The organism is Geomonas sp. Red32 (assembly GCF_023652955.1).
Lineage (GTDB): Bacteria > Desulfobacterota > Desulfuromonadia > Geobacterales > Geobacteraceae > Geomonas.
Genome location: NZ_JAKLOY010000010.1, coordinates 158,014 through 180,841, shown reverse-complemented (window position 1 = coordinate 180,841; position 22,828 = coordinate 158,014). Strand labels below are relative to the sequence as shown.

At 63.5% G+C, this 22,828-nt stretch carries 18 protein-coding genes; 6 read left to right on the top strand and 12 right to left on the bottom strand.

Going from position 1 to position 22,828, the window contains the following annotated elements:
* Nucleotides 1–153: 153 nt before the first annotated feature.
* The 5 genes from L4X63_RS21160 to L4X63_RS21140 all read right to left on the bottom strand — a co-directional run bounded on the left by L4X63_RS21160 (nucleotide 154) and on the right by L4X63_RS21140 (nucleotide 8,063).
* Nucleotides 154–2,325, bottom strand: coding sequence for a glycoside hydrolase family 57 protein (locus L4X63_RS21160; protein WP_250680654.1), 2,172 nt, complete (start codon nucleotides 2,323–2,325; stop codon nucleotides 154–156).
* 115 nt (nucleotides 2,326–2,440) lie between these two features.
* Complete coding sequence (locus L4X63_RS21155) at nucleotides 2,441–4,951, bottom strand: mannose-1-phosphate guanyltransferase (RefSeq protein ID WP_250680653.1); 2,511 nt, start codon at nucleotides 4,949–4,951, stop codon at nucleotides 2,441–2,443.
* A 56-nt stretch (nucleotides 4,952–5,007) separates the two neighbouring features.
* Entirely contained in the window at nucleotides 5,008–5,388 is a 381-nt protein-coding gene (locus L4X63_RS21150; RefSeq protein ID WP_250680652.1) for a response regulator, read from the bottom strand.
* Nucleotides 5,389–5,390: 2 nt separating this feature from the next.
* Nucleotides 5,391–7,013 carry a GAF domain-containing sensor histidine kinase gene (locus tag L4X63_RS21145; RefSeq protein WP_250680651.1) on the bottom strand — a complete coding sequence of 541 codons (1,623 nt, stop codon included), beginning with the start codon at nucleotides 7,011–7,013 and terminating at the stop codon, nucleotides 5,391–5,393.
* A gap of 366 nt (nucleotides 7,014–7,379) precedes the next feature.
* A complete protein-coding gene (locus L4X63_RS21140) occupies nucleotides 7,380–8,063 on the bottom strand; it encodes a Crp/Fnr family transcriptional regulator (RefSeq protein ID WP_250680650.1) in 684 nt (227 codons plus the stop codon).
* Between the two features lie 197 nt (nucleotides 8,064–8,260).
* Between L4X63_RS21140 and lptF the strand changes: the two genes are divergently transcribed.
* The 3 genes from lptF to L4X63_RS21125 all read left to right on the top strand — a co-directional run bounded on the left by lptF (nucleotide 8,261) and on the right by L4X63_RS21125 (nucleotide 11,464).
* A complete protein-coding gene (lptF, locus tag L4X63_RS21135; RefSeq protein WP_250680649.1) occupies nucleotides 8,261–9,421 on the top strand; it encodes an LPS export ABC transporter permease LptF in 1,161 nt (386 codons plus the stop codon).
* Nucleotides 9,418–10,500, top strand: a complete 1,083-nt coding sequence (lptG, locus tag L4X63_RS21130) for an LPS export ABC transporter permease LptG (protein WP_250680648.1) — start codon at nucleotides 9,418–9,420, stop codon at nucleotides 10,498–10,500. Before lptF ends, lptG begins: the two co-directional genes overlap by 4 nt.
* A 76-nt stretch (nucleotides 10,501–10,576) precedes the next feature.
* Nucleotides 10,577–11,464: a choice-of-anchor Z repeating domain-containing protein gene (locus L4X63_RS21125; protein WP_250680647.1), complete on the top strand. Its 888-nt coding sequence runs from the start codon at nucleotides 10,577–10,579 to the stop codon at nucleotides 11,462–11,464.
* 248 nt (nucleotides 11,465–11,712) lie between these two features.
* Here the strand turns inward: L4X63_RS21125 and L4X63_RS21120 are convergent, their stop codons facing one another.
* From L4X63_RS21120 to L4X63_RS21090, 7 genes are all read right to left on the bottom strand, one after another.
* Entirely contained in the window at nucleotides 11,713–12,117 is a 405-nt protein-coding gene (locus tag L4X63_RS21120; protein ID WP_250680646.1) for a VOC family protein, read from the bottom strand.
* A 43-nt stretch (nucleotides 12,118–12,160) separates the two neighbouring features.
* Complete coding sequence (locus L4X63_RS21115) at nucleotides 12,161–12,877, bottom strand: cytochrome c biogenesis CcdA family protein (RefSeq protein ID WP_250680645.1); 717 nt, start codon at nucleotides 12,875–12,877, stop codon at nucleotides 12,161–12,163.
* 35 nt (nucleotides 12,878–12,912) lie between these two features.
* Nucleotides 12,913–13,422: a TlpA disulfide reductase family protein gene (locus L4X63_RS21110; protein ID WP_250680644.1), complete on the bottom strand. Its 510-nt coding sequence runs from the start codon at nucleotides 13,420–13,422 to the stop codon at nucleotides 12,913–12,915.
* Nucleotides 13,423–13,425: 3 nt separating this feature from the next.
* Nucleotides 13,426–14,790: a sigma-54-dependent transcriptional regulator gene (locus L4X63_RS21105; protein WP_250680643.1), complete on the bottom strand. Its 1,365-nt coding sequence runs from the start codon at nucleotides 14,788–14,790 to the stop codon at nucleotides 13,426–13,428.
* Nucleotides 14,791–15,042: 252 nt separating this feature from the next.
* The gene (locus L4X63_RS21100; RefSeq protein WP_250680642.1) at nucleotides 15,043–15,303 is read right to left on the bottom strand and encodes a hypothetical protein; all 261 of its coding nucleotides are present in this window, start codon (nucleotides 15,301–15,303) and stop codon (nucleotides 15,043–15,045) included.
* 218 nt (nucleotides 15,304–15,521) lie between these two features.
* Nucleotides 15,522–16,490 (bottom strand): polyprenyl synthetase family protein, encoded by a 969-nt coding sequence (locus L4X63_RS21095; protein ID WP_250680641.1) that lies wholly within the window; start codon nucleotides 16,488–16,490, stop codon nucleotides 15,522–15,524.
* A 167-nt stretch (nucleotides 16,491–16,657) separates the two neighbouring features.
* The gene (locus L4X63_RS21090) at nucleotides 16,658–16,954 is read right to left on the bottom strand and encodes a hypothetical protein (RefSeq protein WP_250680640.1); all 297 of its coding nucleotides are present in this window, start codon (nucleotides 16,952–16,954) and stop codon (nucleotides 16,658–16,660) included.
* A 347-nt stretch (nucleotides 16,955–17,301) separates the two neighbouring features.
* Here L4X63_RS21090 and L4X63_RS21085 point away from each other — a divergent pair, with 347 nt between their 5' ends.
* The 3 genes from L4X63_RS21085 (at nucleotide 17,302) to L4X63_RS21075 (ending at nucleotide 22,792) form a co-directional block, all read left to right on the top strand.
* A complete protein-coding gene (locus tag L4X63_RS21085) occupies nucleotides 17,302–18,897 on the top strand; it encodes a glucose-6-phosphate isomerase (RefSeq protein WP_250680639.1) in 1,596 nt (531 codons plus the stop codon).
* Between the two features lie 155 nt (nucleotides 18,898–19,052).
* The gene (ltaE, locus tag L4X63_RS21080; protein WP_250680638.1) at nucleotides 19,053–20,063 is read left to right on the top strand and encodes a low-specificity L-threonine aldolase; all 1,011 of its coding nucleotides are present in this window, start codon (nucleotides 19,053–19,055) and stop codon (nucleotides 20,061–20,063) included.
* A gap of 449 nt (nucleotides 20,064–20,512) precedes the next feature.
* Nucleotides 20,513–22,792, top strand: coding sequence for a bilirubin oxidase (locus L4X63_RS21075; RefSeq protein WP_250680637.1), 2,280 nt, complete (start codon nucleotides 20,513–20,515; stop codon nucleotides 22,790–22,792).
* The last annotated feature ends 36 nt before the right edge of the window (nucleotides 22,793–22,828 follow it).

The window sequence follows — 22,828 nt, the reverse complement described above, 5'->3', positions numbered from 1 at the left end:
ATATAATAGGGTATTTTAGATTAGAACCCCAGCCAAGTAAAGGGTTTTCTCGGAAGGGCATTTCCCGGCAGCCGGAAGGCCCAAACCGGGAAGCCCCGCCGGCCGGCACACCGTCTCCGCCCGGCACAAAACCCCTTATTTTACATAGACTTTTCACTCGGGCTCCATTCCCTCACCGGGACAGACGAGAAGGAGCTCCCCGTCCACCGGCCAGCGGCCGGACTCCGCCCCATCTCTCTCCAGGAACAGGGAAACCAGGAAACCGTCTCCCGGGAGAAGCCCCAGAGGCGCAAGGGGAAGGGCGGCCTCGGCGATCTTACCCACCTGCCAGCGGGCACCGGTACCGGAAGGTTGCCACCCCGCCCCCTCCTCGATCTGAAGCTCTCCCTCCCCGCGGCCGGGATCCAGTTCCACCCGCCACCTTCCCCTCACCGACAGATGGATCACCAGGTGGTCCGCTGCTCCCAGCACCTTTTCCAACGAGTGGACCCCGTCCACCCGGAAATAGAGATGGTCGCGGTCGAAGCCGTAGTAGAGGGACTGGAGGGTCCCCTCCCCAGCGTGCATGGCGGAGGAGAGCTTGGTCAGGTCGTAGAGCCCCGCCCCCAGCCACTCGAAGTAATCGGTGACCGCTCCGGTGATGGCCGGGGTGATGGAGGAGGAGGGCTCGCGGACGAAGCCGGGGGCGTGCTGCCGCTTGATCGGCTTGAGAAGCTCGTCCGGGACCGTTAGCCCCAGCAGGCGGTAGACGTTCATCAGGTGGCTGCGGAACAAAAGGTCGAAGCCCAAGGCGTGGGCCGAGTAATGGTCGTCGCCGTACCACCAGAACCAGTCGCTCCCCTGGGCGGCCTGCAGCGAGGTGCAGGCCAGGCGGGCGGCGGGGTCGTCTACCTCCCTTCCCTCGAGGAGCCCGGCCACCGCGCGGCTCTCTTGTACCGCTCTCCTGCGTGCCTTCTCGAGGTCCTCCCAGCCGAGGTTCTTCTCGCGATGCCCCACCCAGATGGCGAAGTTCGCGTTGATCCAGGATCCGGGATGGACATGACCCAGCGCCCTTCGCTCCGGGACCCGTTCCAGCACCTCGCAGAAGGTGGCGGTCTCGAGACCGGGAGTCTTCTCGATGGCGCGGTAGAGCCGGGTGAGAAAGGGGTAGCCGTTGACCGGAAAATACTCCCAGGCGTTTTCCCCATCCATGATAATAGGAACCACCCGGCTCCCATGGGAACGCTGGCGGACCCCCTGCAGGCGGGAGACGAAATCCTGGACCGCCCGCTCGCTGTCCCACTGCGAGTAGGTGAAGCCGATCAGGTCGGAGAGGAGGTGATCGCGGAAGAACATCCCCAGGTCGCGTCCCTCCTGGGAAAACGCGTACGGGTGGTAGATGGCCTCCCGCTCCCGCCCAAGCCCCGCAGGGAGGGTATGGGCCAGCACCCCCTCGTCGGAGGCGGTCCAGCAGAGCCCCTCCTGCGCCATGATGGCGAGGGCCTCGTCGCTCACCGCCCCCTCGGCGGGCCACATCCCGCGGGGGCGGGCGCCGAAGAGCTCCTCGAAGTAGGAGAGCGCCTTCTTCACCTGGACGCGGGCGTCACCCGGGTGGCAGTAGGGGCGTCTCGGGAGATGCGCGCGGGGTAACGCCACCTTGGCGATCTCCGTATCGCACAAGAGGGGAAGGATCGGGTGGAAATACGGGGTGACCGAGATCTCGATCCTCCCCTCCTCCTGGAGCCGCCGGTACAGCGGCACGATCCTCCCGATAAGCTCCCGCTGGGTCTCGAAGAGAAGCTCCTTATCGGCGGCGGTGAACCCCCTCCCCTTGCGGATCAGCTCCCCGAAAACCGGGAAGTGGCGGCGGGCGGCCTCGCCGGTCCAGGCAAGGTAGAACCAGACCTGGAGGTCGAGGATCTCCTGGTCCCCCAGCCGGCGCAGCGCCCGCCGGCTGGTCCCCGGCATCCCCTGTCCCGCCAGGGAGAAGAGCTCCAGGTAGCGCGGGTTAGGCTCGATCATCCGCTGCCGGTTCGCCGAGAAGAAGTTCTCCAGGATGAAGAGGCGGTCGTCTTCCCCCAAGTCTGCCGGGGCCATCTTCCCCCGGACCAGGAAGGGATCGACCGCGGTCCCGGCGGCGTAGTCGAGGAGCTGTTCGATGAGCGACGGGACCAGGTTGAAGGTCACCCGTGCCTCGGGAGATGCCTCCACGATGGCCGGCATGTCGTAGTAGTCCTTGATCGCGTGGAGGTACGTCCAGGGGAGGATGTACTCACCGGCCACCGGGTCCTTGTAGAAAGGCTGGTGCATGTGCCAGAGAAAGGAGACGCACAGCGGTGCGGTCACGGTCACCTCGTCACTACGGCTTTTCTCTTTAACGGAAGCGGCCCCCTTCCCACGTCCTGGGGGTCAGGGGGCCGCCGATTCGGCTGCTAAATCGCCTGGGAGAGAGTGAACTCCTCTACTGCGGCAGCTCCTTTTTCCAGCGGTCGACCTTCTGCATGTAGTCGTTCAAAAGGTGCTGGGCGGTCTTGGGATCCTTGGCCTCGGCCACGACGTGAATGAAGGGCTGGTACTGGTCGGGAAGCACCAGCGCCCAGTCCTGGCCGAAGGTGACCTTGATGCCGTCGATGAAGCTTGCCTCCTTGTCGAGGCTGTCCTCGCTCATCTTCCGCATGATCCCCCCTTTTTTCTCCCAGACGCAGGGGACCTTCCCCTGCAGGAACGAGCGGCGGGGAACCTCGGCCAACACCTTGGAGAGCGGCATCCCGCAGACGGCGGCCAGCTCGATGGTCTTGGCGATGGTGAACATCCCGTCGAAGGCGGCCTGGAACTTCGGGAAGGCGAAGCGCCCCCCCATGGAGCCGGCCATGACCACCTCCGGGGAGATGGCGGCCTCGATCATGGCGCGCTCCATGCTCTTGGTCCTTCTCACCGAGCAGCCGTTTTCCCCGGCCATCTGCTCGATGACCGAAGGGGCCGAGACCGGCACCGCGAAGGCCCCTTTGGCCCCGCTCTTCAGGACCAGGGCGGTGATGAGCGAGAGGAGCTCTTCCGGGGGATAGATCTTTCCGGTCTCGTCGATCAGCACCACCTCTTCGGCGTTGGGATCGAGCCAGAAGCCCGCCCGCGCCTCCAAGGTGACCACGATCTTGGAGAGTTGCTGGAGGCTGTTGGGCTTCTCGTCCAGGCTCTTGAAGCCGCGCTGCTCGTCGAGGTAGGTGTTGAGCCCGATCACCTCCACACCGAGATCGTTGAGGATCTGGGGGAGGATCTGGCCGGCCGCGGAGTGGTTGAAGTCGATCACCACCTTGGCGCCGTTGTTGCGGATCACCTGCTGGTCGAGGCCGCGGAAGAACCCTTCGCGGTAGAAGTCGAGGACCTGCGGGAGCTCGGTGATCCCCCCCGGCTCCATGTGGTGGGCCCGGCGGAAGTTCTCCTTGTAGAAGATGCGCTCGACGTTTTTCCCCATCGAGCTCGAAAAGTCGAGGCCATCCGCGTCCAGAAAGACGATCTCGGTGGTGGCCGGGTCTTCCATCGACTGGCGGAAGTGCACCCCTCCCACCTCGCCGAAGGTGCGGAGCTTGTAGCGCAGGACCGGCAGCGAGACCATCCTGATATCGCGGACGTTGACCCCGGCGGAGAGGATCCCCCCCAGGAAGCTTCGCTTGAGCATGCGGGAGGAAAGGGTCGAATCGCGGCCGACCAGCACGTGGCTCCCCTTGGGAAGCGAGGTGCCGTAGGCGCACCCGAGCTTGGCCACGAATTCCGGAGTGAGCTCGATATTGGCGAGCCCCTTGACCATCTCCCCCTCGAAGAGGGACTTCTTCCAGCGCTCACCCCAGATGAGGTTGCCGGTGACCGTGGAGCCCGCCTCGATGACCTTGCGCGGCCAGACCTTGACGTCTCTCTTGATGTAGCTCTCCTCGCCGATGGAGGTGTCGTCGGCGATCACCACACCTTCCTCCATGACGGTCGACTGGCCGACGCTCACGTTGTTGCAGATGACGGCGTCGACGATCTTGGCCCCCTTCTTGATGAAGACGTTGTCCCAGATCACGCAGCGCGAGAGCTTCACCCCCGGCTCGATGGTGCAGTTTCTGCCGATCACGCAGTCCTTGAGTTCGGCTCCCCCCTTGACCTGGGAGTTGTCCCCCACCACCACGGTCCCCTCGGTGGCCGTTCCATCGCCAAGCCGCACGTCGAGCCCGAGCCTTAGGTCCTTGCCGGCCGACTCCCTCCTCGGCTCGTCGATCTTGACGCTCACCTTCCCCTTCAGGATGTCGTGGTGGGCCTCCCGGTAGGAGTCGGTGTTGCCGATGTCGCGCCAGTATCCCTTGACCGGGAAGCCGAAGAGCGGCGATTTCTTCTTCAGAAGGAGCGGGAAGAGGTCCTGGGAGAAATCGAAGTTCTCCCCCTCGGGGATGTACTTGAAGATCTCCGGCTCGAGGACGTAGATACCCGTGTTGATGGTGTCGGAGATCACCTCGCCCCAGCCGGGCTTCTCGAGGAACTGGGTGATCCGCTTGTCCTTGTCGGTGATGACGACCCCGAACTGCAGGGGGTCCTTCACCGAGGTGAGGGTGATGGTGGCGAGCGCCTTGTTGGTCTCGTGAAAGTCGATCACCTTCTGGAGGTTGAAGTCGGTCAACAGGTCGCCCGAGATGATGAGGAAGCGCTCGTCGAGGTACTTCTCGGCGCACTTCACTGCGCCGGCGGTTCCCATGTCCTCCAGGGGAGTGACGTAGGTGATCCGGACTCCCAGGTCGGCGCCGTCGCGGAAGAAGTTCTTGATAACGCTCGGCTGGTGGTAGAGGAGCATCACCAGGTCCGTGATCTGGTACTTCTTGAGGAGCTCGACGATGTGCAGCATGATGGGACGGTTCACAAGCGGAACCATGGGTTTGGGTATGTTGCAGGTAAGGGGTTGCATGCGGGTACCGAAGCCCCCAGCCATAATGACAGCCTTCATAAAGTCACCACCTCCATTGCATCAGTTAGGTTGTTGTCAGTTTGCCAGGTTCCGGTTCAGCTTGCAGTGGCGGCGGCCTTCTGTCTCTTGGCCAGGACCCGCTTGATCTCGTCTTTGAGTTCCTGCATGTCGCTCGACTTCACCACGTACCCCTCGGCAAGCCAGGCCGAGAAGTCGTCCTTGTAGCAGGAGAAGGCGGTGCAGAGGATGACCGGGAGGTTTTGACGCTCCTTCACGATCCGCTGCAAAAGATCGATACCGCTCTCGTTTTTCAGCTTGATGTCCAAAACCGCCAGGTCGAAGGTCTCCGACTGCAGTTTCTCTGCCGCCTCGATAGCGCTGGCGGCGGTCACCACGTCATACCCTTCGTCACTCAGTTCCTGGGAGTAGAGGAGACGGATGTTGGCCTCGTCGTCCACCACGAGCAATTTCGCCATGACTAGATACTCTCCTTTCTCGTCAGCAGTTTGATCTGGTAGGTGTTCCCCCCGGCCGGGCTGGCGGCCAGGGTGAGGGAGCTTCCCTGCCGCTCCAGGATCGTCCGGCAGAGGGAGAGCCCCACGCCGGCCCCCATCTCCTGGGTCTGGAAGAACGGGGCGGTAAGGGACTCCTGGTCCTCCTCGCTCATAGGGGGACCGGTGTCGGTGATGACGAGCAGCACGCCGCTCGCATCCTTCTGGCTCGCGACTCGCAGCTCCCCTCCCGGCGCCAGGTGGGAGAGCGCGGTGCTCACGATGGTCTTTATGCAGTAGCCGATCTGCTTGTAATCGATCTTCACCATGGGGAGGTCCGGGGAGAGCTCGCTCACCAGCACCACCCCCGCCTGCTCGATCCCTTCTGAGAGGTCCGCCAGGGTCGCCGAAACCAGCTCGTTCAAGTCCCAGAAGTCCATGACCGGGAAGAGCGACTCCGAATAGTCGAGCACCTCGGAGAGGACGGTCTCCAGCTGGCGGGCCTCCCGGACGATCGATTCCAGGTAGCTCCGCTTCTCGTCGTCCTCGGCGCTCGCCTTTAGGAGGGTGCGGGCGAAGCCGCCGATCACCATCAGGGGGTTGCGGATGGAGTGGGCGATGCTGGAGGTGATCTTGCCGACCAGCGCCATCTTCTCCATCTTGACGATCAACGCCTGCTGCTCGAAAAGCTTCTGGTTGGCGAGCTTGAGCTTGGTGACCTCCTCCTGCAGCCGGTCGTAGAGGGAGGCACGCTCCAGCGCGAAGGCGACCGGGAAGGCGAAGGTCTCCAGGGACTGCATGTCCTGCAGGGTGATCGGCTTGTGGGTGATGCAGTTGTCGGCGATGATGATGCCGACCCTCCGGTTTCTGGAGATGAGCGGCATGACCAGGAAACAGTCGACCCCGAGGATGCGGGCCAGGCCGCGGTCGAGGTCCGGGTTATTGAGGGCGTTCTCCACCAGGATCGGCTTTTTCCCCTGCAGAGCCCGGTTGAAGATATGCCCCTGGTCCGCCAGGGGAACGGTCAGCTGCTCCAGGATGTCGTGAAACTTGACCTTCTCCGAGGTGAGCTTGGTCTTCTGGAAGTTCTTGGCCAGCTCCTTCAGGGTGAAGTTCGACCGGCTGATGTCCTCCCAGGTCCGCCATGCTTCCTCGTAGTCGCGCGGCCCCACCCCGAGGTACCCCTTGATGTTGCGCCGCTCCTTGTCGGTCATCAGCAAGAAGGCCCGGTTCATCCCGAACCCCTTGCCGGCGGTGATGGCGGTCATGGCCACCGAGAGGACCTCGTCGATGTCGATCGAGGTCTGCAGGACCAGGCTTACCTCACGCAGGAACTTGATCTCGCGGGTCTTGCTGTTCAAAAAGCTCAGCATGGCCCCCATCTGGGACTTCTGCTCCTGGAACTCGGCGAGTATGTAGGGGAGGAGATCCGAGAGGGGATGCCCCTCGGCTTTCATGCGGGCCAGATCGTTCTTGAAACGGGGGCATTCAACGCACTTCTCCACCACCCGCCGGCGCTGGGAGCCGTACAGATCCTCCTCCCCCTCCCCGATGTAGGGGCAGGCGTCGGCGGCTATTTCCTCTCTACTCCAACAGCATTCCCAGTCCAAGCTGCCTCCGGCAGGTATCTTCATGATTGCGGCAGGGGCAAATTATAACAGCCTCTCATGGCATATCAAGGATTATTGTTTATTTATGAAATTTAATTTAATTAGTATTGTGGTTTCAGGGATTTAACGAGGGGAAGCGCGGAAGCGGTCTAATGTCGACCTGACGATACGGCCGATGAATGGGCGGCGGAGGGTCTGAGAAAGGGCCGGAACCCCGGGAGAAGGTGCCGTGAGATGGCGGACAAACCGGATGGCGGGTGCCGCGAGAAAGAGAGGATAGCCGGGTGCTGGAAGCGTGGAGACGGAAGACGGGAGAAGCCGAAGGAAACCCGGGAAAGATGCGGGAGCCGAGGAAGGTGGGGGACGCTAGCGCCCCGCCACCCGCTTCAGCATTTCCGCGTTGAGGATGACGACCTTGTTGCCGTCGACCTCGATGACTCCGTCGTCCTTGAGTTTTCTGAAGGTGCGGGAGAGGGTCTCGCTGACCGTCCCGAGCCGGGAGGCGAGCTCCCCCTTTTTCATGTCGAGCTCGAGGTAGGTCTTTCCCTGAAAGCTCGTGCTCTTGCGGGCGGCGAGATCGAGGAGGTAGGAGGCGAGCCGGCTGGGAGCGTCGGCGAAGGAGAGTTCCTCGATCTGGCGGGCGAAGCGGCGAAGGAGCACCGAAAGGGAGGCGATCAGGTTGAGGGAGAAGCGGGGGTTCCGCTCGAGGAGCCCCATGAAAGCGCCCCGGGGGAAGAAGAGCACCTCGCCCTTTTCCACCCCGCGCGCCTCGGCAGGATAGCTCCCGTCACCGAAGAAGGCGGCCTCGGCGAAGGTTTCCACCGGGTGAACCAGGTGGAGGACCTTCTCCCGGCCGTCCGGGGAGATCTTGCAGAGCTTGATGCCGCCGGAGGCCAGCAGGTAGAAACCTTCCGCCTTCTCCCCTTCGGTGAAGAGGGTTTCCCCCTTGGCGAAGGGACGGCGGACCGCTATCTCGGCAACCTCCAGGAGGTGCCGGTCCTCGAGCCCCGAAAAAAGGAGCGCCTTCTTGATGATCTCTTTATTTTCCATGACCTCCCTTGTACAACAAAAGTTCCGCCCGAACAAGGGGGCAAAGAGGCTCCCTCAATTTCAGGAGGCGGCCCAGGACGATCCGGCGGCGACCGGTTCCCCGCCGGGCACGGGTGGGGGAGAGCCCCGGTGCCGCGGCGGAGGGGGAAAACGACGTCATTTACTTCGCCCGGTAACTCATGTAAGATGCACAGTTCATGAAAAGGACCCTGTACGGCTATATATTCAAGGAGATACCTCCTCCCTTCCTGGTGGGAATGGCGACCTTCACCTTCGTCTTGCTGATGGGCCGATTCCTGAAGCTGGCCGAAATGGTGGTCGAGAAGGGGGTACCGGTGCGCGAGGTAGCGCTGATGATCGGCTACCTCCTCCCCTCCTTCTGGCTGTACACGGTCCCCATGGCGCTTTTGATGGCCATTCTCCTGGCCTTCGGCCGCCTGTCCGGGGACAGCGAGGTGACCGCCATGAAGAGCTGCGGGATCAGCCTCTACGGAATGCTCCCCCCCGCCTTGAGCTTCGCCGCCCTCGCCTGGGCCGCCTGCCTCACCATCGCCGTCTTCGGGGTCCCCTGGGGGAACAACTCCTTCAAGCAGCTCCTGGTAGAGATCGCCCGCAACAGCGCGGGGGTGGTCATCAAGGAGAAGATCTTCAACGATGCCTTCCCCGGCCTGGTCATCTACGCCGACAGTTTCGATCAGCACCAGAAGACCATCGGCGGCGTCATCATCCACGACGAGCGGGACCCAGCCAACCCCTCCACCATTTTCGCCGCCGGCGGTGCGCTCATCTCCGACCGCAAGGCCAACGCGGTGGAGTTCCACCTGAGGGACGGGAGCATCCACCGGCTGGCCGACAAGGGAAGCTACCGGCTGGCCGGCTTCAGCGAGTATGACCTGAGGGTGTCGCTCCCTGCCGGGCCGGAGGCGACCAAGGGCGAATCGGAGATGAACCTGGAGGAGCTCCTCAATCCGCCGCCCAAGACCTCCGCCAAGGACCGGCTCTCCATGCGGCTCGAATACCACAACCGGCTGGCGCTTCCGTTCTCCTGCTTCGTCTTCGCCCTCATTGCTCTGCCGCTCGGCATCCAGAACCGCCGCTCGGGCAAGGCGGCCGGCTTCTCGGTGAGCATCGGGGTCATCCTGCTCTACTACATCATGCTCTCGGGCGCCAAGACCCTTGGCGAGCGGGGAATCTTCTCCCCGGCCCTCGCCAGCTGGAGCCCGAATGCCATATTTCTTCTCTTGGGGATCTACCTGCTGAGAAAGGCCGCCGCCGAGGAGCCGCTCCCCTTGACCGTCGAGTTCCGCCGCCTGAGGCTCGCGCTGGTCGAGCGCCTGGGGAGGAAAGGGAGAGGATGAGGATTCTATCGCGCTACGTTGCCAAGGCCTACCTGAGGATGCTCATGCTCTGCATGGGGGCCTTCATCGCCATCTATCTGGTGGTGGACTTCATGGAGAAGATCGCCCGCTTCACCGGCAAGGGGGGATCGCTCTACCACATCGTCCTCTTCTTCGTGGCCAAGATCCCGGAGATCGTCAACGAGTCCATCCCCCTGGCGGTCCTGATGGCCACCCTCCTCACCCTGGGGACCCTCTCCATGAGCTCCGAACTCACCGCCATGAGGAGCTGCGGAGTGAGCCTCGGCCGCATCGCCGCCCCCATCCTCGGCATCGCGCTGGCCGTCAGCGTGCTGAGCCTGGTGGGGGGCGAGCTGATCATCCCCCGCAGCTACGCCCAGCGGACCTACATCCAGGAGGTGCTGATCGAGAAGAAGAGCCCGAGCACCTACTTCCGCCAGCACAACATCTGGCACCGGGAGGAGGGGACTATCCTGCGGGCCGCCCTCTTCGATCCCGGCAAGGGAGAGCTCAGGGGGATCACCCTGTGGGAGATGCGGACCGGCACCACCGACCCTGAACAGAGGGTCGACGCCACCTCGGCCGTGCTCACCCCCGGCGGGTGGGTGCTGAAAGAGGCGGTGGTGCGCGAGTTTCACGGCGGGGAGATCTCGGCCACCAGGAACGCCGCCACCCTCCCCGTCGACTTGAAGCTCAAACCGGACGACCTCAAGGTGCTCGGCAAGTACTCGGACAGCATGACCATCAGCGAGCTGCGCCGCTACTGCGACAAGCTCCGGGCGGGGGGGTACGACCCCACCCGCTACCTGGCCCAGATGCACGGCCGGATCTCCCGCCCCTTCGGCTGCGCGGTGATGGCCTTCCTGGGAGCCCCCTTCGCCCTGAGGAGCGGCCGCTCGAGCGGTATCGCCGTCGGCGTCGGGCTCTCCCTCGCCATCGGCTTTCTCTACGTGGTGGTCAACTCGGTCATCCTCTCCTTCGGGCAGGCCGGGGTGCTTCCGCCGGTGGTGGCGGCCTGGGCCACCAACTTCATCTTCCTGCTGGCCGGAACCTGGCTGGCCCTCACCCTCGACAAGTAGGTGCCCCGGGGGTATGTTTTAATAAGAATCCCCAGCCAGCCGCTGTTATGAGCCATCCGGTAGAAAGGGAGGTGCCGTGTTCCGCAAACTGATCCTCTTCGTCCTCGTCTTCGTTCTGGCCGCTCTTGGTTCGATTGCCCAAGGCGAGCAACTCCCGAAGCAGGGAAAGCTTCCTCCCATCACCGTCTTGAGCATCATCCCCGCCCAGGGTGAGCCCGGCATGACCGTCACCGTCAACGGCACCGGGTTCACCCCCGGCACCACGCCTTTCCTGGGTACCGTCCAGCTGACTGGCAACGTGATCGCCGGGAAAACGGTCACCTTCGATCTTCCCGACCTCCCCGCCGGCGTCTACGCCTTCTACCTCAAGAGGGAGGACGGCTCCACCAGCCGGGCCTTCAACTTCACTATCCAACCGCTCAGGCCGGTCGCCAGCGGGCTCTCCCCCGACAACGTCGCCGTCTGCGCGAGCGGACGCGAGCGCGAGGTACTCTTCACCGGAAGCAACTTCCAGCCCGGCGCCCGCGTCCTTTTCGACGGGGCCGCCGTCTCTACCCGCTTCATCTCCTCTGCCGCACTCGCCTTCTCCGTACCGCAACTGCCGGGCGGGCTCCACCAGGTACAGGTGAAAAATCCCTCCGACGCCGCCAGCGGCAACCTCGCCCTCGTCATCGACGCCAAACCCGAGATCCTCAACGTCTCCATCGGCAATGACTTCGTGAGCTACTATGAATTGCTGATCAGCGGAAGGAACTTCCAGCAGACGTCGGTGCTGGTGGTGGACGGGAACCGGGTAGCGACCGGCAGGCCGGCAGTAGGAGAGCGGGATCAGCTCATCTTCCTGGGATGCAACCAGCTCGTCTACCAGCGCCATCCCTACGACACGACCCCTAAGGAAATCAGGCTGCAGGTAGTGAACCCGGGAAGCGAGGAGAGCCCCCTCTACACCATCAGCGCACCCTAGCAGGCGAAGACGAAACATCCCCCAGTCCCCCCTTTTTCGAAGGGGGGACGTCTTTCCGGCAGCCCCCTCTTTTTCCGGATAGACCGTTCCTAAACGGAACTCCCCCCGCAGGACGCCCCACCTTACAATTCAGGGATCCCCCCGCAGGACGCCCCACCTTACAATTCAAGGGATACGCAGCAGAAGATCACGCAGACAACTTCATGGGATTTTGACGAGGAAGGGGTGTTGGAAGGGATGGAGCCGGGTCAGTCGGCCGGCTCCTCGAGCACGACGAGATAGCCGTCGGGATCGAAGCACCAGAGCTCCCAGGCACCGTACGGCTTGCGCTCCAGGGGGTAGAGCACCTCGAGGTCCTGCTCCTGCAGTTCCTGATAGATCCCCTCGATGTCATCCACCCGCAGATGCAGCGTCATGCCGACTCCGCGCGGGAAGTGGGCGAGCCGCGCCGCCAGGATCGGGTGCGCCCTCCCCACCGGGACATCCTCCACGAAGAGGACCCGGATACCGTCGCTTTCGAGCACGAGGTGCTCCGGCGCGCCGTACGGGGTGGGGGGACGCTCTATCGGCAGGTCGAGGATCCCCGCATAGAAGGCCTCGGTGGTGGCGAGGTCCGATACCGCGAGCTGGATGGAGAAGGGAGAAGTGTCCACCGGAGAGGCTCCTTCAGGTGCGGCGTGGCCCGGCGAGGAAAAGCTACTCGCCGAACCAGTTGCTCGTGAACCGGCTGATGAGCACCAGGGAGTTGGTGAAGATCAGGATCCCCACCACCACCATCAGGGCCCCGGTGAAGATCTCGAAGATCCGGATGTGCCGTTTGAAGCGCCTGAAGAAGATGAGGAAGTGGTGCATCGCCAGCGCCGCGAGGAAGAAGGGGATGGCGAGCCCCATCGAGTAGGTCAGCAGCAGCCAGACCCCGCGCCCTTCGGTGGCCGCTACTGCCAGGATGGTGGCCAGGATGGGACCGATGCAGGGGGTCCAGCCGGCGGCAAAGACAACCCCGACCAGGAAGCTTCCGAGGTAGCCGGCCGGCTTTCTGTGCAGGGTGATCTTCTTCTCGCCCAGCAGCATCCCGATGTCGAAGAGACCGGAGACGTGAACGCCGAAGACGATGATCAGCATCCCGCCGATCCGCCGGATAGCGGTCTTGTGCTCGCTCAGGAACTCGCCCAGGAACGTCGCCGACGCCCCGAGCAGCACGAATACGCAGGTGAACCCGGCGATGAACAGCAGCGAGTGGATGATGGTCTGCTCGCGGACCTTGTGGGAGGGGTGCTCCGCGTTGAGGTCGGCGAACGAGAGGCCGGTTATGTAAGTTATGTACGAAGGGATCAGCGGGAGGACACAGGGGGAGAGAAAAGAAAGAAGCCCTGCGACGAAAGCGCCGACGATACTTATGTTGTTACCGTTCATTTACCCTGCCTCCAGCAGGTAAACCGGTTGCCCGGCTACTTCCTTCTCATGAGATCGTCGAAGGCTGCCATTACCTGGGGGGAATTCCAATCCATGGCACCGACAACCTTTTTGAGTATAACACCCTTGCTATCCACCACAAAGGTCTCGGGAACCCCGGTGGTGCCGTAGCGCTTGGCCACCTTGCCGTCGGTGTCGAGTAGGACCGGCAGGGTCAGCCCGGACTTCTGGAAGAAGGTCTGCACCGCGTCCTTACCCCCCTCGTCGATGGAGCAGCAGAGCATCTGGAACGGCTTCCCCTGCATCGTCTTGTTGAGCTGCACCATGGAGGGGATCTCCTCACGGCACGGCGGGCACCAGGTGGCCCAGAAGTTGACCACCACCACCTTCCCCCGGAGGGAGGAGAGCTTGACATCCCGGCCGGAGAGGTCCTTGAGGGTGAAGTCGGGGGCGAGGTTCCCTTCCACCGCCGGAGTCTCTTCCTTGGTGCAGCCGGCGATTGCCAGAGCGGCCAGCACTAAAACGGCGCAGATCCAACGTTTCATCGATCACTTCCTCCCAGGTTGCACGATTTGGTATTTTTCCATCCGGTAAATCAGGGTGTGGCGCGGAATGCGGAGGAACCGGGCCGCGGCGGTCTGGTTCCAGTCGTTGCGTTCCAGGGCCTCCAGCACCGCCTCCCTTTCCAGCTGTTCGAGCGGATATCCCTCGGGGGGAAGCCTCAGCACGCCTTCCGCGGATCCTCCGGCAGGGGCGGAGAGCATCTTCTCGGGGAGGTCCTGGAGCCCGATCTGGTCCCCCTCCCGCATGATGATCAGCCGCTCCACCGTGTTCTCGAGCTCGCGCACGTTCCCCGGCCACGGGTAGGCCTGCAGCCGGGCCAGCGCTTCCTTGCTGATGGTGACCCGTTCCGCCCCCAGTTTGCCGCAGAAGTAACGGAGCAGGAGCGGGATGTCTTCGACCCGGTTCCTAAGGGGGGGGAGCTTAAGAGGGATCACGCAGAGCCGGTAGTAGAGGTCCTCGCGGAAGCGCCCCTCGGCGATCGAGCGCTCGAGGTCGGCGTTGGTGGCAGCCACCACCCGCACGTCCAGCTTGGTCGGGTGGGTGGCGCCCACCGGCTCCACCACCCTCTCCTGCAGGACCCGCAACAGCTTCGGCTGCAGTTCGATGGGAAGTTCCCCCACCTCGTCGAGGAAGATGGTCCCCCCCTCGGCGGTCTGGAACCTCCCGTCCTTGTCCCTGATGGCCCCGGTGAAGGAACCCTTGAGGTGGCCGAAAAGCTCGCTCTCGAGGAGGTCACGGGGGATGGCCGCGCAGTTGACCGCCACGAAAGGGCCGGAGCGGCGGGAGCTTCCCGAGTGGATGGCGCGGGCGACCAGTTCCTTCCCGGTCCCGGACTCCCCGGTGATGAGGACGGTGGCCTCGGTGTCGGCCACCTTGCGGACTACCGAAAAGACCCCTTCCATGGCACGGGAGGTCCCGACGATGGTATGGAACTCGGCCCGGCCGGAGAGCTCCTCCTTGAGAAGCCGGTTCTCCTCCGAGAGCCCGCGCAGCTGGAGCCCCTTTTTGACGGTGAGTTTCAGCTCGTCGCGGTTGAACGGTTTGGTGAGGTAGTCGAAGGCCCCCGCCTTCATGGCCTCCACCGCCGTGTCGATGGCGCCGAAGGCGGTCAGCACGATGACCACCGTGGAAGGGGAGCGCTCCTTGATCTCGCCCAGCACCTGGAATCCGGAGATTCCCGGCATCTTGAGGTCGGTGATCACCAACGCGGGGTTGCGGTCGGCAAAGAGCTTGAGACCGGACTCGCCGTCGGCCGCGGTGATGACCGTGTACCCCTCCTGCTGGAGGTTGTACTCGAGCACCCGGCGCAGCGAGCTGTCGTCGTCTATGATCAGAATGGTATCGGGCATAGCTCTCGATGGGCCGATGGGACGGTTGAGTGACACCATTCTTTAACCGATTTGTACCGTCAGGGCAACCAATTTGTGGAGACGGAAGCGATCGGGGAAGGGGAGACACGCCAGCGGAGCGGCGGCGACGGGGGGAGCGGAGGGCGAGAACACGGGGGATCCGGCAGGGTCTTCTGGGCAAAAAGAAGACGTGGGCACCGGCAAACGGTTACCGGAGCCTGAAGGGGGACCTTACGCCAGCAAGGGCAACGCCTAGGGGCGGCGCCCCCGTGGCCTGCGCGGGATGCCGAGGTAGCTGTGGGTCAGCTCCCTGGTTCCGATGGCGAGAGGCAGCAGGTTTTCATGCTTGGCGAGCGCATCGTCGAGGGAGCGTCCATCGGTGATGATGACGTCCCCGTCCCCAAGGCAGGTCTTCGCGAAGTAGCGGCCGGCAGCACTGCTGTACACGGAGATACAGAAATACTCGCCATTCACCTCCAGCTCAGACGAATGAATAGGATTTTCCTCGTCCACAGGTTCCTCCCGGCACGACATATCATGAAGGCATGCGGATGGGACAGCAAGAAGCAGACCAGCAGAGCAGGAGCCTGAGGGAAATATGGAGGGAAACTCCGGAAACGACCGAAGCGGCAACCAAGAGGAAATTTTATAAGGAGGTCTCTAATGTGAAAAAGCTAACCAATTTGACAGCAAACGGTCATTTTTCCGTTATATCGCAGGGAGGGGTCTCGTTATTTGACGCGAGTCACCACGTAGTCCGCCAGCTCAGCCATGGCCTCCCGCACCGGGGAGGCGGGGAACTTCTCCAGGTGCTCCTTGCAACGGGCGACGCGCTCCCGTGCGGCAGCCACGGTGTGCTCGATGCCGCCGTAGCGGTGGACCAGGGAGAAGACGCTGGCGAAATCGTCGTCGGAAAGCTCTTCCTTGTCGACGACGGCGGCGATGATGTCGCGTTCAGCGGGGGTGCAGCACTGGAGGGTGTGGATCAGCGGGAGGGTGATCTTGCCTTCCTCGAGGTCGTGGCCGATGCTCTTGCCGAACTGCTCCTCGTTGGCGGTGTAGTCGAGGGTGTCGTCCATCAGCTGGAAGGCGATGCCGAGCTCCATGCCGTAGTCGGCCACGGCCTGTTGCAGCTCGGGGGTCGCTCCCCCCAGGATGGCGCCGACCTCGCAGGCCGCGGAGAGGAGGATGGCGGTCTTGGAACGGACCACTTCGATGAAGCGCTCGACGGTGATATCGAGGTCGCTGGTGACTACCAGCTGGAGCACTTCCCCCTCGGCGATGATGGTGGTCGCGCCGGCCAGCACCTTGAGGATGCGGAGGTCGCCATCGGCGACCATGAGGGAGAAGGATTTGGAGAAGAGGAAATCGCCGACCAGCACGGAGGCCTCGTTGCCCCAGAGGGTGTTGGCCGAGGCGAGGCCGCGCCGCAAGTTGGCGTTGTCGACGACGTCGTCGTGGAGCAGGGTGGCGGTATGGATGAACTCGACCACGCTGGCCAGGGGAACCGAGCGGTTCCCGCTGTAGCCGCACAGCTTGGCAGCCAAAAGGACGAGGGCGGGACGGATCCTTTTCCCCCCGCTGGAGAGAACATATTCCCCTACCTTGCGGATGAGGGGGACATCTGACTCGAGGTCCTTCTTGAACTGGAGCTCTACATTTTTGAGGTCTTCCCCGATGAGGGCAAGCGCTGCGTCCATACCGATGCCTCTGTTCCTTTACCAGGACGCCTACCCGAACCACACTAAATTGTCGAAGATTTTATCGGCAAGGAGGGAGGAGGGCGTACATTTTAACGACGGAGCACTGTAGCAAATCCCGTCTCATTATTCAAGGCATTTCGTTAGGTTTTGCGCATCCCGCCCCCTCAGGCGACTCTCCTCTCCCGGCAGGGGAGTCCGTGGTAGCTGAGCTCCTTCTGCAGCTTGGCCCTGGTGATCCCGAGCGCCCTGCAGATGGCGGTACCGTTGCCTTCGTAGCGCCTGATCGCCATCAGCAGCACCGCCTTTCTCAGCGAGTCCGAGAGCCGGTCCATCACGTGATCCTGGGAGGCGGCGGCCACCACGTCGAAGATGGGCGACAGGTTGTCCTTGAAGAGCCGGGCGTTTTCGTCCACGTGCATCATGCGCTGTTCGTTCATGGTGGTCTCCTTTGACGGCTTCATCTTTGACTCCTTTGGGCAGGATGTTCCGTTTCCCTGCACCTAACCTTCTACAACAGCCGTACCAATCGCCACCCCCTCCCGCCACTTTTTATTTTCCCTGCCGGATCAGAAGGTTAACGGGCCACCGCCCGAGGAACTCATGATAACGGCGGCCAAACTGTTCACATCGTGCACAGGAGCTGACCTTCATCAATCCACCGCGGCTGGTATACTAATGAGCACGCGGGCTCTCCAAGCGCCGCCAACCATGCACGGATACTTGAATATATTTTAATCTGTGCTATCATCCCGCGACGCACATGAGAACCAACGCCACGATAGCCCATACCAGGACGACGGAGGTTTGTATGCAGAGGCTTCAACTTTGGGAACGTTTCAAGGACCGTCTCTTTCACGCCCCTGAGCTCGGGCTGACGCTGGACACGAGCCGGATGAACTTCGGCGAGGATTTCATGGAGTCGATGGAGCCCCGGCTGCAGAAGGCCTACGGCGAGATGGCGGAACTGGAGAAGGGGGCCATCGCCAACCCCGACGAACAGCGGATGGTCGGCCATTACTGGCTGCGCGCTCCCGAGCTGGCTCCCGAGACGGGACTTGCCGAGGAGATCGTCGGGACCCAGGCCTCCGTCAAGGCCTTTGCCGCCTCCGTCCATGCCGGCAACATCGCGGCCCCCGGCGGGGTCCACTTCACCAGGCTCCTCATCATCGGCATCGGCGGCTCCGCCCTGGGACCGGAGTTCGTGGCCGACAGCCTCGGGGGAGCCCACGACCGGCTGCGCCCCTACTTCTTCGACAACACCGACCCCGACGGGATGGACCGGGTGCTCGCCGAGATCGGCAACGGTCTGCAGCAGACCCTGGTGCTGGTGATTTCCAAGAGCGGGGGGACCAAGGAGACCCGCAACGGGATGCTCGAGGCCCGCAACGCCTTCACCCGCGCGGGGCTTAACTTCGCCGCCCACGCGGTGGCGGTGACCGGAGTGGGGAGCGAGCTCGACCGTACCGCGGCCGAGGAGAAATGGCTGGCGCGCTTCCCGATGTGGGACTGGGTGGGGGGAAGGACCTCGGTGACCTCAGCCGTGGGGCTGCTTCCTGCCGCGCTGCAGGGAATCGACATCAACCTCCTCTTGGACGGCGCCCGGATCTGCGATCAGCACACCAGGGTGAGTGAGACCAGAAAGAACCCGGCGGCACTCTTGGCGGCCGCGTGGTTCCATGCGACCCGGGGTAAGGGAGAGGCAGACATGGTCATCCTCCCCTACAAGGACCGGCTCATTCTGTTCTCCCGCTACCTCCAGCAGCTCATCATGGAATCGCTTGGGAAGGAGCTCGACCGCAACGGCGCCGCCGTCTACCAGGGGATCTCGGTGTACGGCAACAAGGGATCGACCGACCAGCACGCCTACGTGCAGCAGCTGAGGGAGGGGGTTCCCAACTTCTTCGCGACCTTCATCGAGGTACTCAAGGACCGGGAGGGGGTCTCGCTGGCGGTCGACCCGGGAGCAACCTCCGGGGACTACCTGTCCGGCTTCTACCAGGGGACGCGTGAGGCGCTCTACGAGAAGGGGCGGGAGTCGATCACCATCACGGTCAACGAGGTCTCCCCGCTCACCGTGGGGGCGCTGATCGCCCTCTACGAGCGGGCGGTCGGACTCTACGCCTCGCTGGTCAACATCAACGCCTACCACCAGCCAGGGGTCGAGGCCGGGAAGAAGGCGGCCGGCAGCGTCCTGAAGCTCCAGCACGAGATCGTCGAACTCTTGCGCAGCCAGCCGGTGCGGGAATTCACCTGTTCCGACATCGCGATGGCGCTCGCCCGTCCCGAAGAGGTGGAAACGGTCTTCACTATCCTGCGGCACTTGGCAGCCAACCCCGACCACCGGGTGGCCTCGATCAGGAGCGACAAGCTGTGGGAGAGCAGGTTTAAGCATCACCAGGAGTAAAACGTCAAAAGCACCCTCACCCGCCCGTGCGGGGCACCCTCACCCCTAAAGGGCGAGGGGATTCACTCACCCCTCTCTTGTAGGGGGAGGGGATTCGCGCGGGAACCCGTTCCTCCCGAGGAGAGAGCCGGGGGTGAGGGCAGATGAAGGAGAGTATGAAAGTAATCGATTTGAGAAGCGACACCGTGACCCTCCCCTCCGATGCCATGCGCGGCGTTATGGCCCGGGCCGAAGTCGGGGACGACGTCTACGGCGAGGATGTAACCGTCAACCGGTTGCAGGAGATGGCAGCCGAAAAGCTCGGGAAGGAAGCCGGCCTCTTCCTCCCCAGCGGCACCATGAGCAACCTGGTCGCCCTCCTTACCCACTGCGGAAGGGGAGACGAGTACATCGCCGGGCAGGAGGCCCACTGTTACCGCTGGGAAGGTGGCGGGGCGGCCGCCCTGGGGGGCATTCAGCCCCAGCCGCTCGACTTCGAGGCCGACGGCACCCTCGATCTCGAAAAGATCGCCCGCGCCATCAAGCCGGCCGACCACCACCACGCGGTGACCCGCCTGATCTGCCTGGAGAACACCACCGGCGGCATCGTGCTGCCGCTCGACTACCTGGCCAAGGTGCGGGAGTTCGCCGCCCAAAGGGGCCTCCTCCTCCACCTCGACGGCGCCCGACTGGCCAACGCGGCGGTGTACCTCGGCGTACCGCTTGCCGAAATCGCCGAAGGTTTCGATTCCGTCTCCTTCTGCCTCTCGAAGGGGCTCGGAGCTCCGGTGGGTTCGGTCCTCTGCGGCAGCCGCGAGTTCATCGAGCGGGCGCACCGCTGGCGCAAGGTCACCGGTGGCGGTCTGCGCCAGGCGGGAATCCTCGCCGCCGCCGGCATCCATGCCCTTGAGCACAACATCGACCGGCTGGCCGACGACCACCGGAACGCGGAGCTCCTTGCCGAAGGCCTCGGGAGGATCGGCGAGTTGCGGGTCAGCTCTCCCCGCACCAACATCCTCTATGTCACCCCTCCCGCCGGAACGGCCGACGACCTCAGGGAAGCCTTGGCCCTCGAAGGGATCCGGCTCGGGAGAGGGGAGACCATCCGCCTGGTCACCCACCTCGACGTGAGCCGGGAAGGCGTCGAGCGGACGGTGGAAGCCTTCAAGCGGTACTTCGCGAGCTAGACAGGAGAGGGGGAGTGGCCCCCGGCAGAGCCACTCCCCCTTTATATTTCTACCCTCGCCCGGAATAACCTCGCTCCTACCACAGCCCTTCCCCCGCCAAGCTCTCACCAATACAACGGCACTCCTCCTCTTTTCCCCTACCACAATGACCACTATCCCCTCCCCTTACCCCCACCGAAAGGGGTGCGATATTTGAGTTTCTTGCAACAAAATGGCATACCCTCGATAACCACTCGATAACATTACACTCCCCCTTCCCTCCGTAGCCGCCGGATTGAATTTCTTCGCACCCCTGCCTTTCGCCCCCCTCGACGGCCACCTTGCAAGCCGCCGGTATCATTGACGAAAAAATCCTTACACATGGGTACGCCCTTTGCTCTTAATGAGGATATCGCACGCCTCAGGGGCGGCAGAACAGCCCCCATGTAGTTTCTGGAAGGAGGTACCCCATGGTGAAGACAGCAACGTTGATCCGTCTCGCACTTTTCACTGCACTGCTGACGGCAGCAGCCACCGGGGCCGAGGCCAGTACCCTGGTTCCCCAGACCTGGCTGCCGGGGCAATGCATCCCGCAGTTTTCCGTACCGCTGCCGACCTTCGGTCCGGCCGGCATTGCTCCCCGGGTGCAGGCAGCCTCGCACCCGTTCCTCGCGGTCAAGATGAAAGAGGTCGAGGTCCAATCGCTTCCCGACGGGATGACCGTCTCCTGTCCCGCGCTGGATCCGACCGCACAGCAACCGCCCACCGTAACGTTCAACCCGACCCGGGTCTGGGCCTATGAGACCTCGGACGCCAAGACCGGCAAGGTTCTAGGACCGGCAAATTGGCCGGCAGTTTCCATCGACGCCACCCGTAACATCCCGACCACCATCAAGTACGTCAACGTCCTGCCGAGCTTCAACTTCTCAAACAGCCAGCCGGCCAACTATCCCTTCAGCCCGGGATTGGTCCAGGGTCTTGTCACCGTCGACCAGACCATCGATTGGGCGAATCCCGAAAAGAACACCTGCAGCGAAGGGGTGAACTGCGTCAGCAACCCGGGCGATCCCTGCTGCCGCGCCTTCACCGGATCGCCGCCGACGGTACCGCACATGCACGGCGCGGAGGTCTTCTCCGCCTTTGACGGCGGTCCCGAGGGATGGTTCACCGCCGACGGACGCAAAGGCCGCGCCTACGGCTCCCTCTTCGACGCCGGCCCCGGCTCCGCGGTCTACGTCTACAACAACACCCAGGAGCCGGGGACCCTCTGGTTCCACGACCATACCCTGGGCGCTACCCGCGACACCGTTTTCGCCGGCGGGCTGGCAGGCTTCTTCCTGCTGCGCGACCAGAAAAACGAGCCGAAGAACCTCCCGTCCGGCGCCTACGAGGTGGAGATGGCGCTCCAGGACCGGCTGTTCGACACCAACAGCCAGCTCTTCTTCCCTGACGGCAGCGGTCCGGTTGATGCCACCGGTAACCCGCTGGGGAACCTCAACGGCCCCCCGACCAACCCGGACATCCACCCGTACTGGATCCCCGAGTTCATCGGCGACGTCGCCATCGTCAACGGCAGACCGTGGCCGTTCATGAACGTCGAGCCCCGCCGCTACCGCCTCCGCCTTCTGGACGCTTCCAACGCGCGGGTCTTCAACCTGGCCTTCGGCAACGCGGTGGTTTACCAGATCGGTGCCGACGACAACTACCTCGACCGCCCGGTACCAGTCACCCAGGTCAAGATCGCCCCGGGCGAACGGGTGGACCTGATCGTCGACTTCTCCAAACTGGCCGGTAAGACGATCACGGTGACCAACGACGCCCCGGTCCCCTATCCTGACGGCCTGTACCCGGTGCCTTATCCCGACCCGGCCAACCCAGGGCAGATGCTGCCGGCCGACCAGCCGCAGATGGCGAGCATCATGCAGTTCAGGGTCGGCTCCCATGCGGTTGCCGACAATAGCTGCCGTCCCGCCACGGGCGAGTGCAAGCGCCAGACCCCGATGGTCAGGCTGACCGACGGCCACGGCCACCTGGCCCCCGCCGTCAAGATCGACCGCAAACGGCAACTGGTGCTCAAAGAGTTCGAGGGCCCCGGAGGACCGGTGGAGGTCATGCTCAACAACTCCGATTTCAACGGCCTCAAGAACCCCAGCATCGCCTCCTTCCCGGATGGGGTGACCGAGCAGCCGCGGATCGGCTCTACCGAGCTCTGGGAGATCATCAACCTGACCGCCGACGCCCATCCGATCCACACGCACCTGGTCCAGCCGCAGATCCTGAACCGCCAAGCCTACGATGTTGACCGCTACCTCGGCACCTTCGACGCCAACGGCAACCTCCTGGTCGCCGGTGCCTGGACCAAGGCCTTCGGACACGGTCCGGTGGCGCTTCCTGCCGGATGCCAGTTCGAGCAGTATTGCCCCAACTACGGGCCGCCGCTTCCCTACGGGGTCCTCAACGCCGATGGCGCCCTGGGAGGGAACCCCGCCATCACTCCGTTCCTGGTCGGCAAACCAATGCCTCCCGAGCCTGGCGAGAGCGGCTACAAAGACACCATCCGGTCGATGCCGGGCGAGGTGCTCCGGCTGGTGATCCGCTGGGCACCGACCACGACGCCGGTGGGAAGGTCGATGGTAGGGGTCAACCTCTACCCCTTCGATGCTACCGGCGGCCCCGGCTACGTCTGGCACTGCCACATCCTCGACCACGAGGATAACGAGATGATGCGTCCGTACAACGTCAAGAAGTGAGCCGATGACGGGCCCCGGCCAGCCGGACGCGAGGGA

What these genes read in the sequence shown, in the direction of transcription:
- L4X63_RS21155 (WP_250680653.1), bottom strand. Translation starts at nt 4,951, where the DNA reads ATGAAGGCTGTCATTATGGCTGGGGGCTTCGGTACCCGCATGCAACCC.
- L4X63_RS21150 (WP_250680652.1), bottom strand. Translation starts at nt 5,388, where the DNA reads ATGGCGAAATTGCTCGTGGTGGACGACGAGGCCAACATCCGTCTCCTC.
- L4X63_RS21140 (WP_250680650.1), bottom strand. Translation starts at nt 8,063, where the DNA reads ATGGAAAATAAAGAGATCATCAAGAAGGCGCTCCTTTTTTCGGGGCTC.
- lptF (WP_250680649.1), top strand. Translation starts at nt 8,261, where the DNA reads ATGAAAAGGACCCTGTACGGCTATATATTCAAGGAGATACCTCCTCCC.
- lptG (WP_250680648.1), top strand. Translation starts at nt 9,418, where the DNA reads ATGAGGATTCTATCGCGCTACGTTGCCAAGGCCTACCTGAGGATGCTC.
- L4X63_RS21115 (WP_250680645.1), bottom strand. Translation starts at nt 12,877, where the DNA reads ATGAACGGTAACAACATAAGTATCGTCGGCGCTTTCGTCGCAGGGCTT.
- L4X63_RS21110 (WP_250680644.1), bottom strand. Translation starts at nt 13,422, where the DNA reads ATGAAACGTTGGATCTGCGCCGTTTTAGTGCTGGCCGCTCTGGCAATC.
- L4X63_RS21105 (WP_250680643.1), bottom strand. Translation starts at nt 14,790, where the DNA reads ATGCCCGATACCATTCTGATCATAGACGACGACAGCTCGCTGCGCCGG.
- L4X63_RS21095 (WP_250680641.1), bottom strand. Translation starts at nt 16,490, where the DNA reads ATGGACGCAGCGCTTGCCCTCATCGGGGAAGACCTCAAAAATGTAGAG.
- L4X63_RS21090 (WP_250680640.1), bottom strand. Translation starts at nt 16,954, where the DNA reads ATGAAGCCGTCAAAGGAGACCACCATGAACGAACAGCGCATGATGCAC.
- L4X63_RS21085 (WP_250680639.1), top strand. Translation starts at nt 17,302, where the DNA reads ATGCAGAGGCTTCAACTTTGGGAACGTTTCAAGGACCGTCTCTTTCAC.
- ltaE (WP_250680638.1), top strand. Translation starts at nt 19,053, where the DNA reads ATGAAAGTAATCGATTTGAGAAGCGACACCGTGACCCTCCCCTCCGAT.
- L4X63_RS21075 (WP_250680637.1), top strand. Translation starts at nt 20,513, where the DNA reads ATGGTGAAGACAGCAACGTTGATCCGTCTCGCACTTTTCACTGCACTG.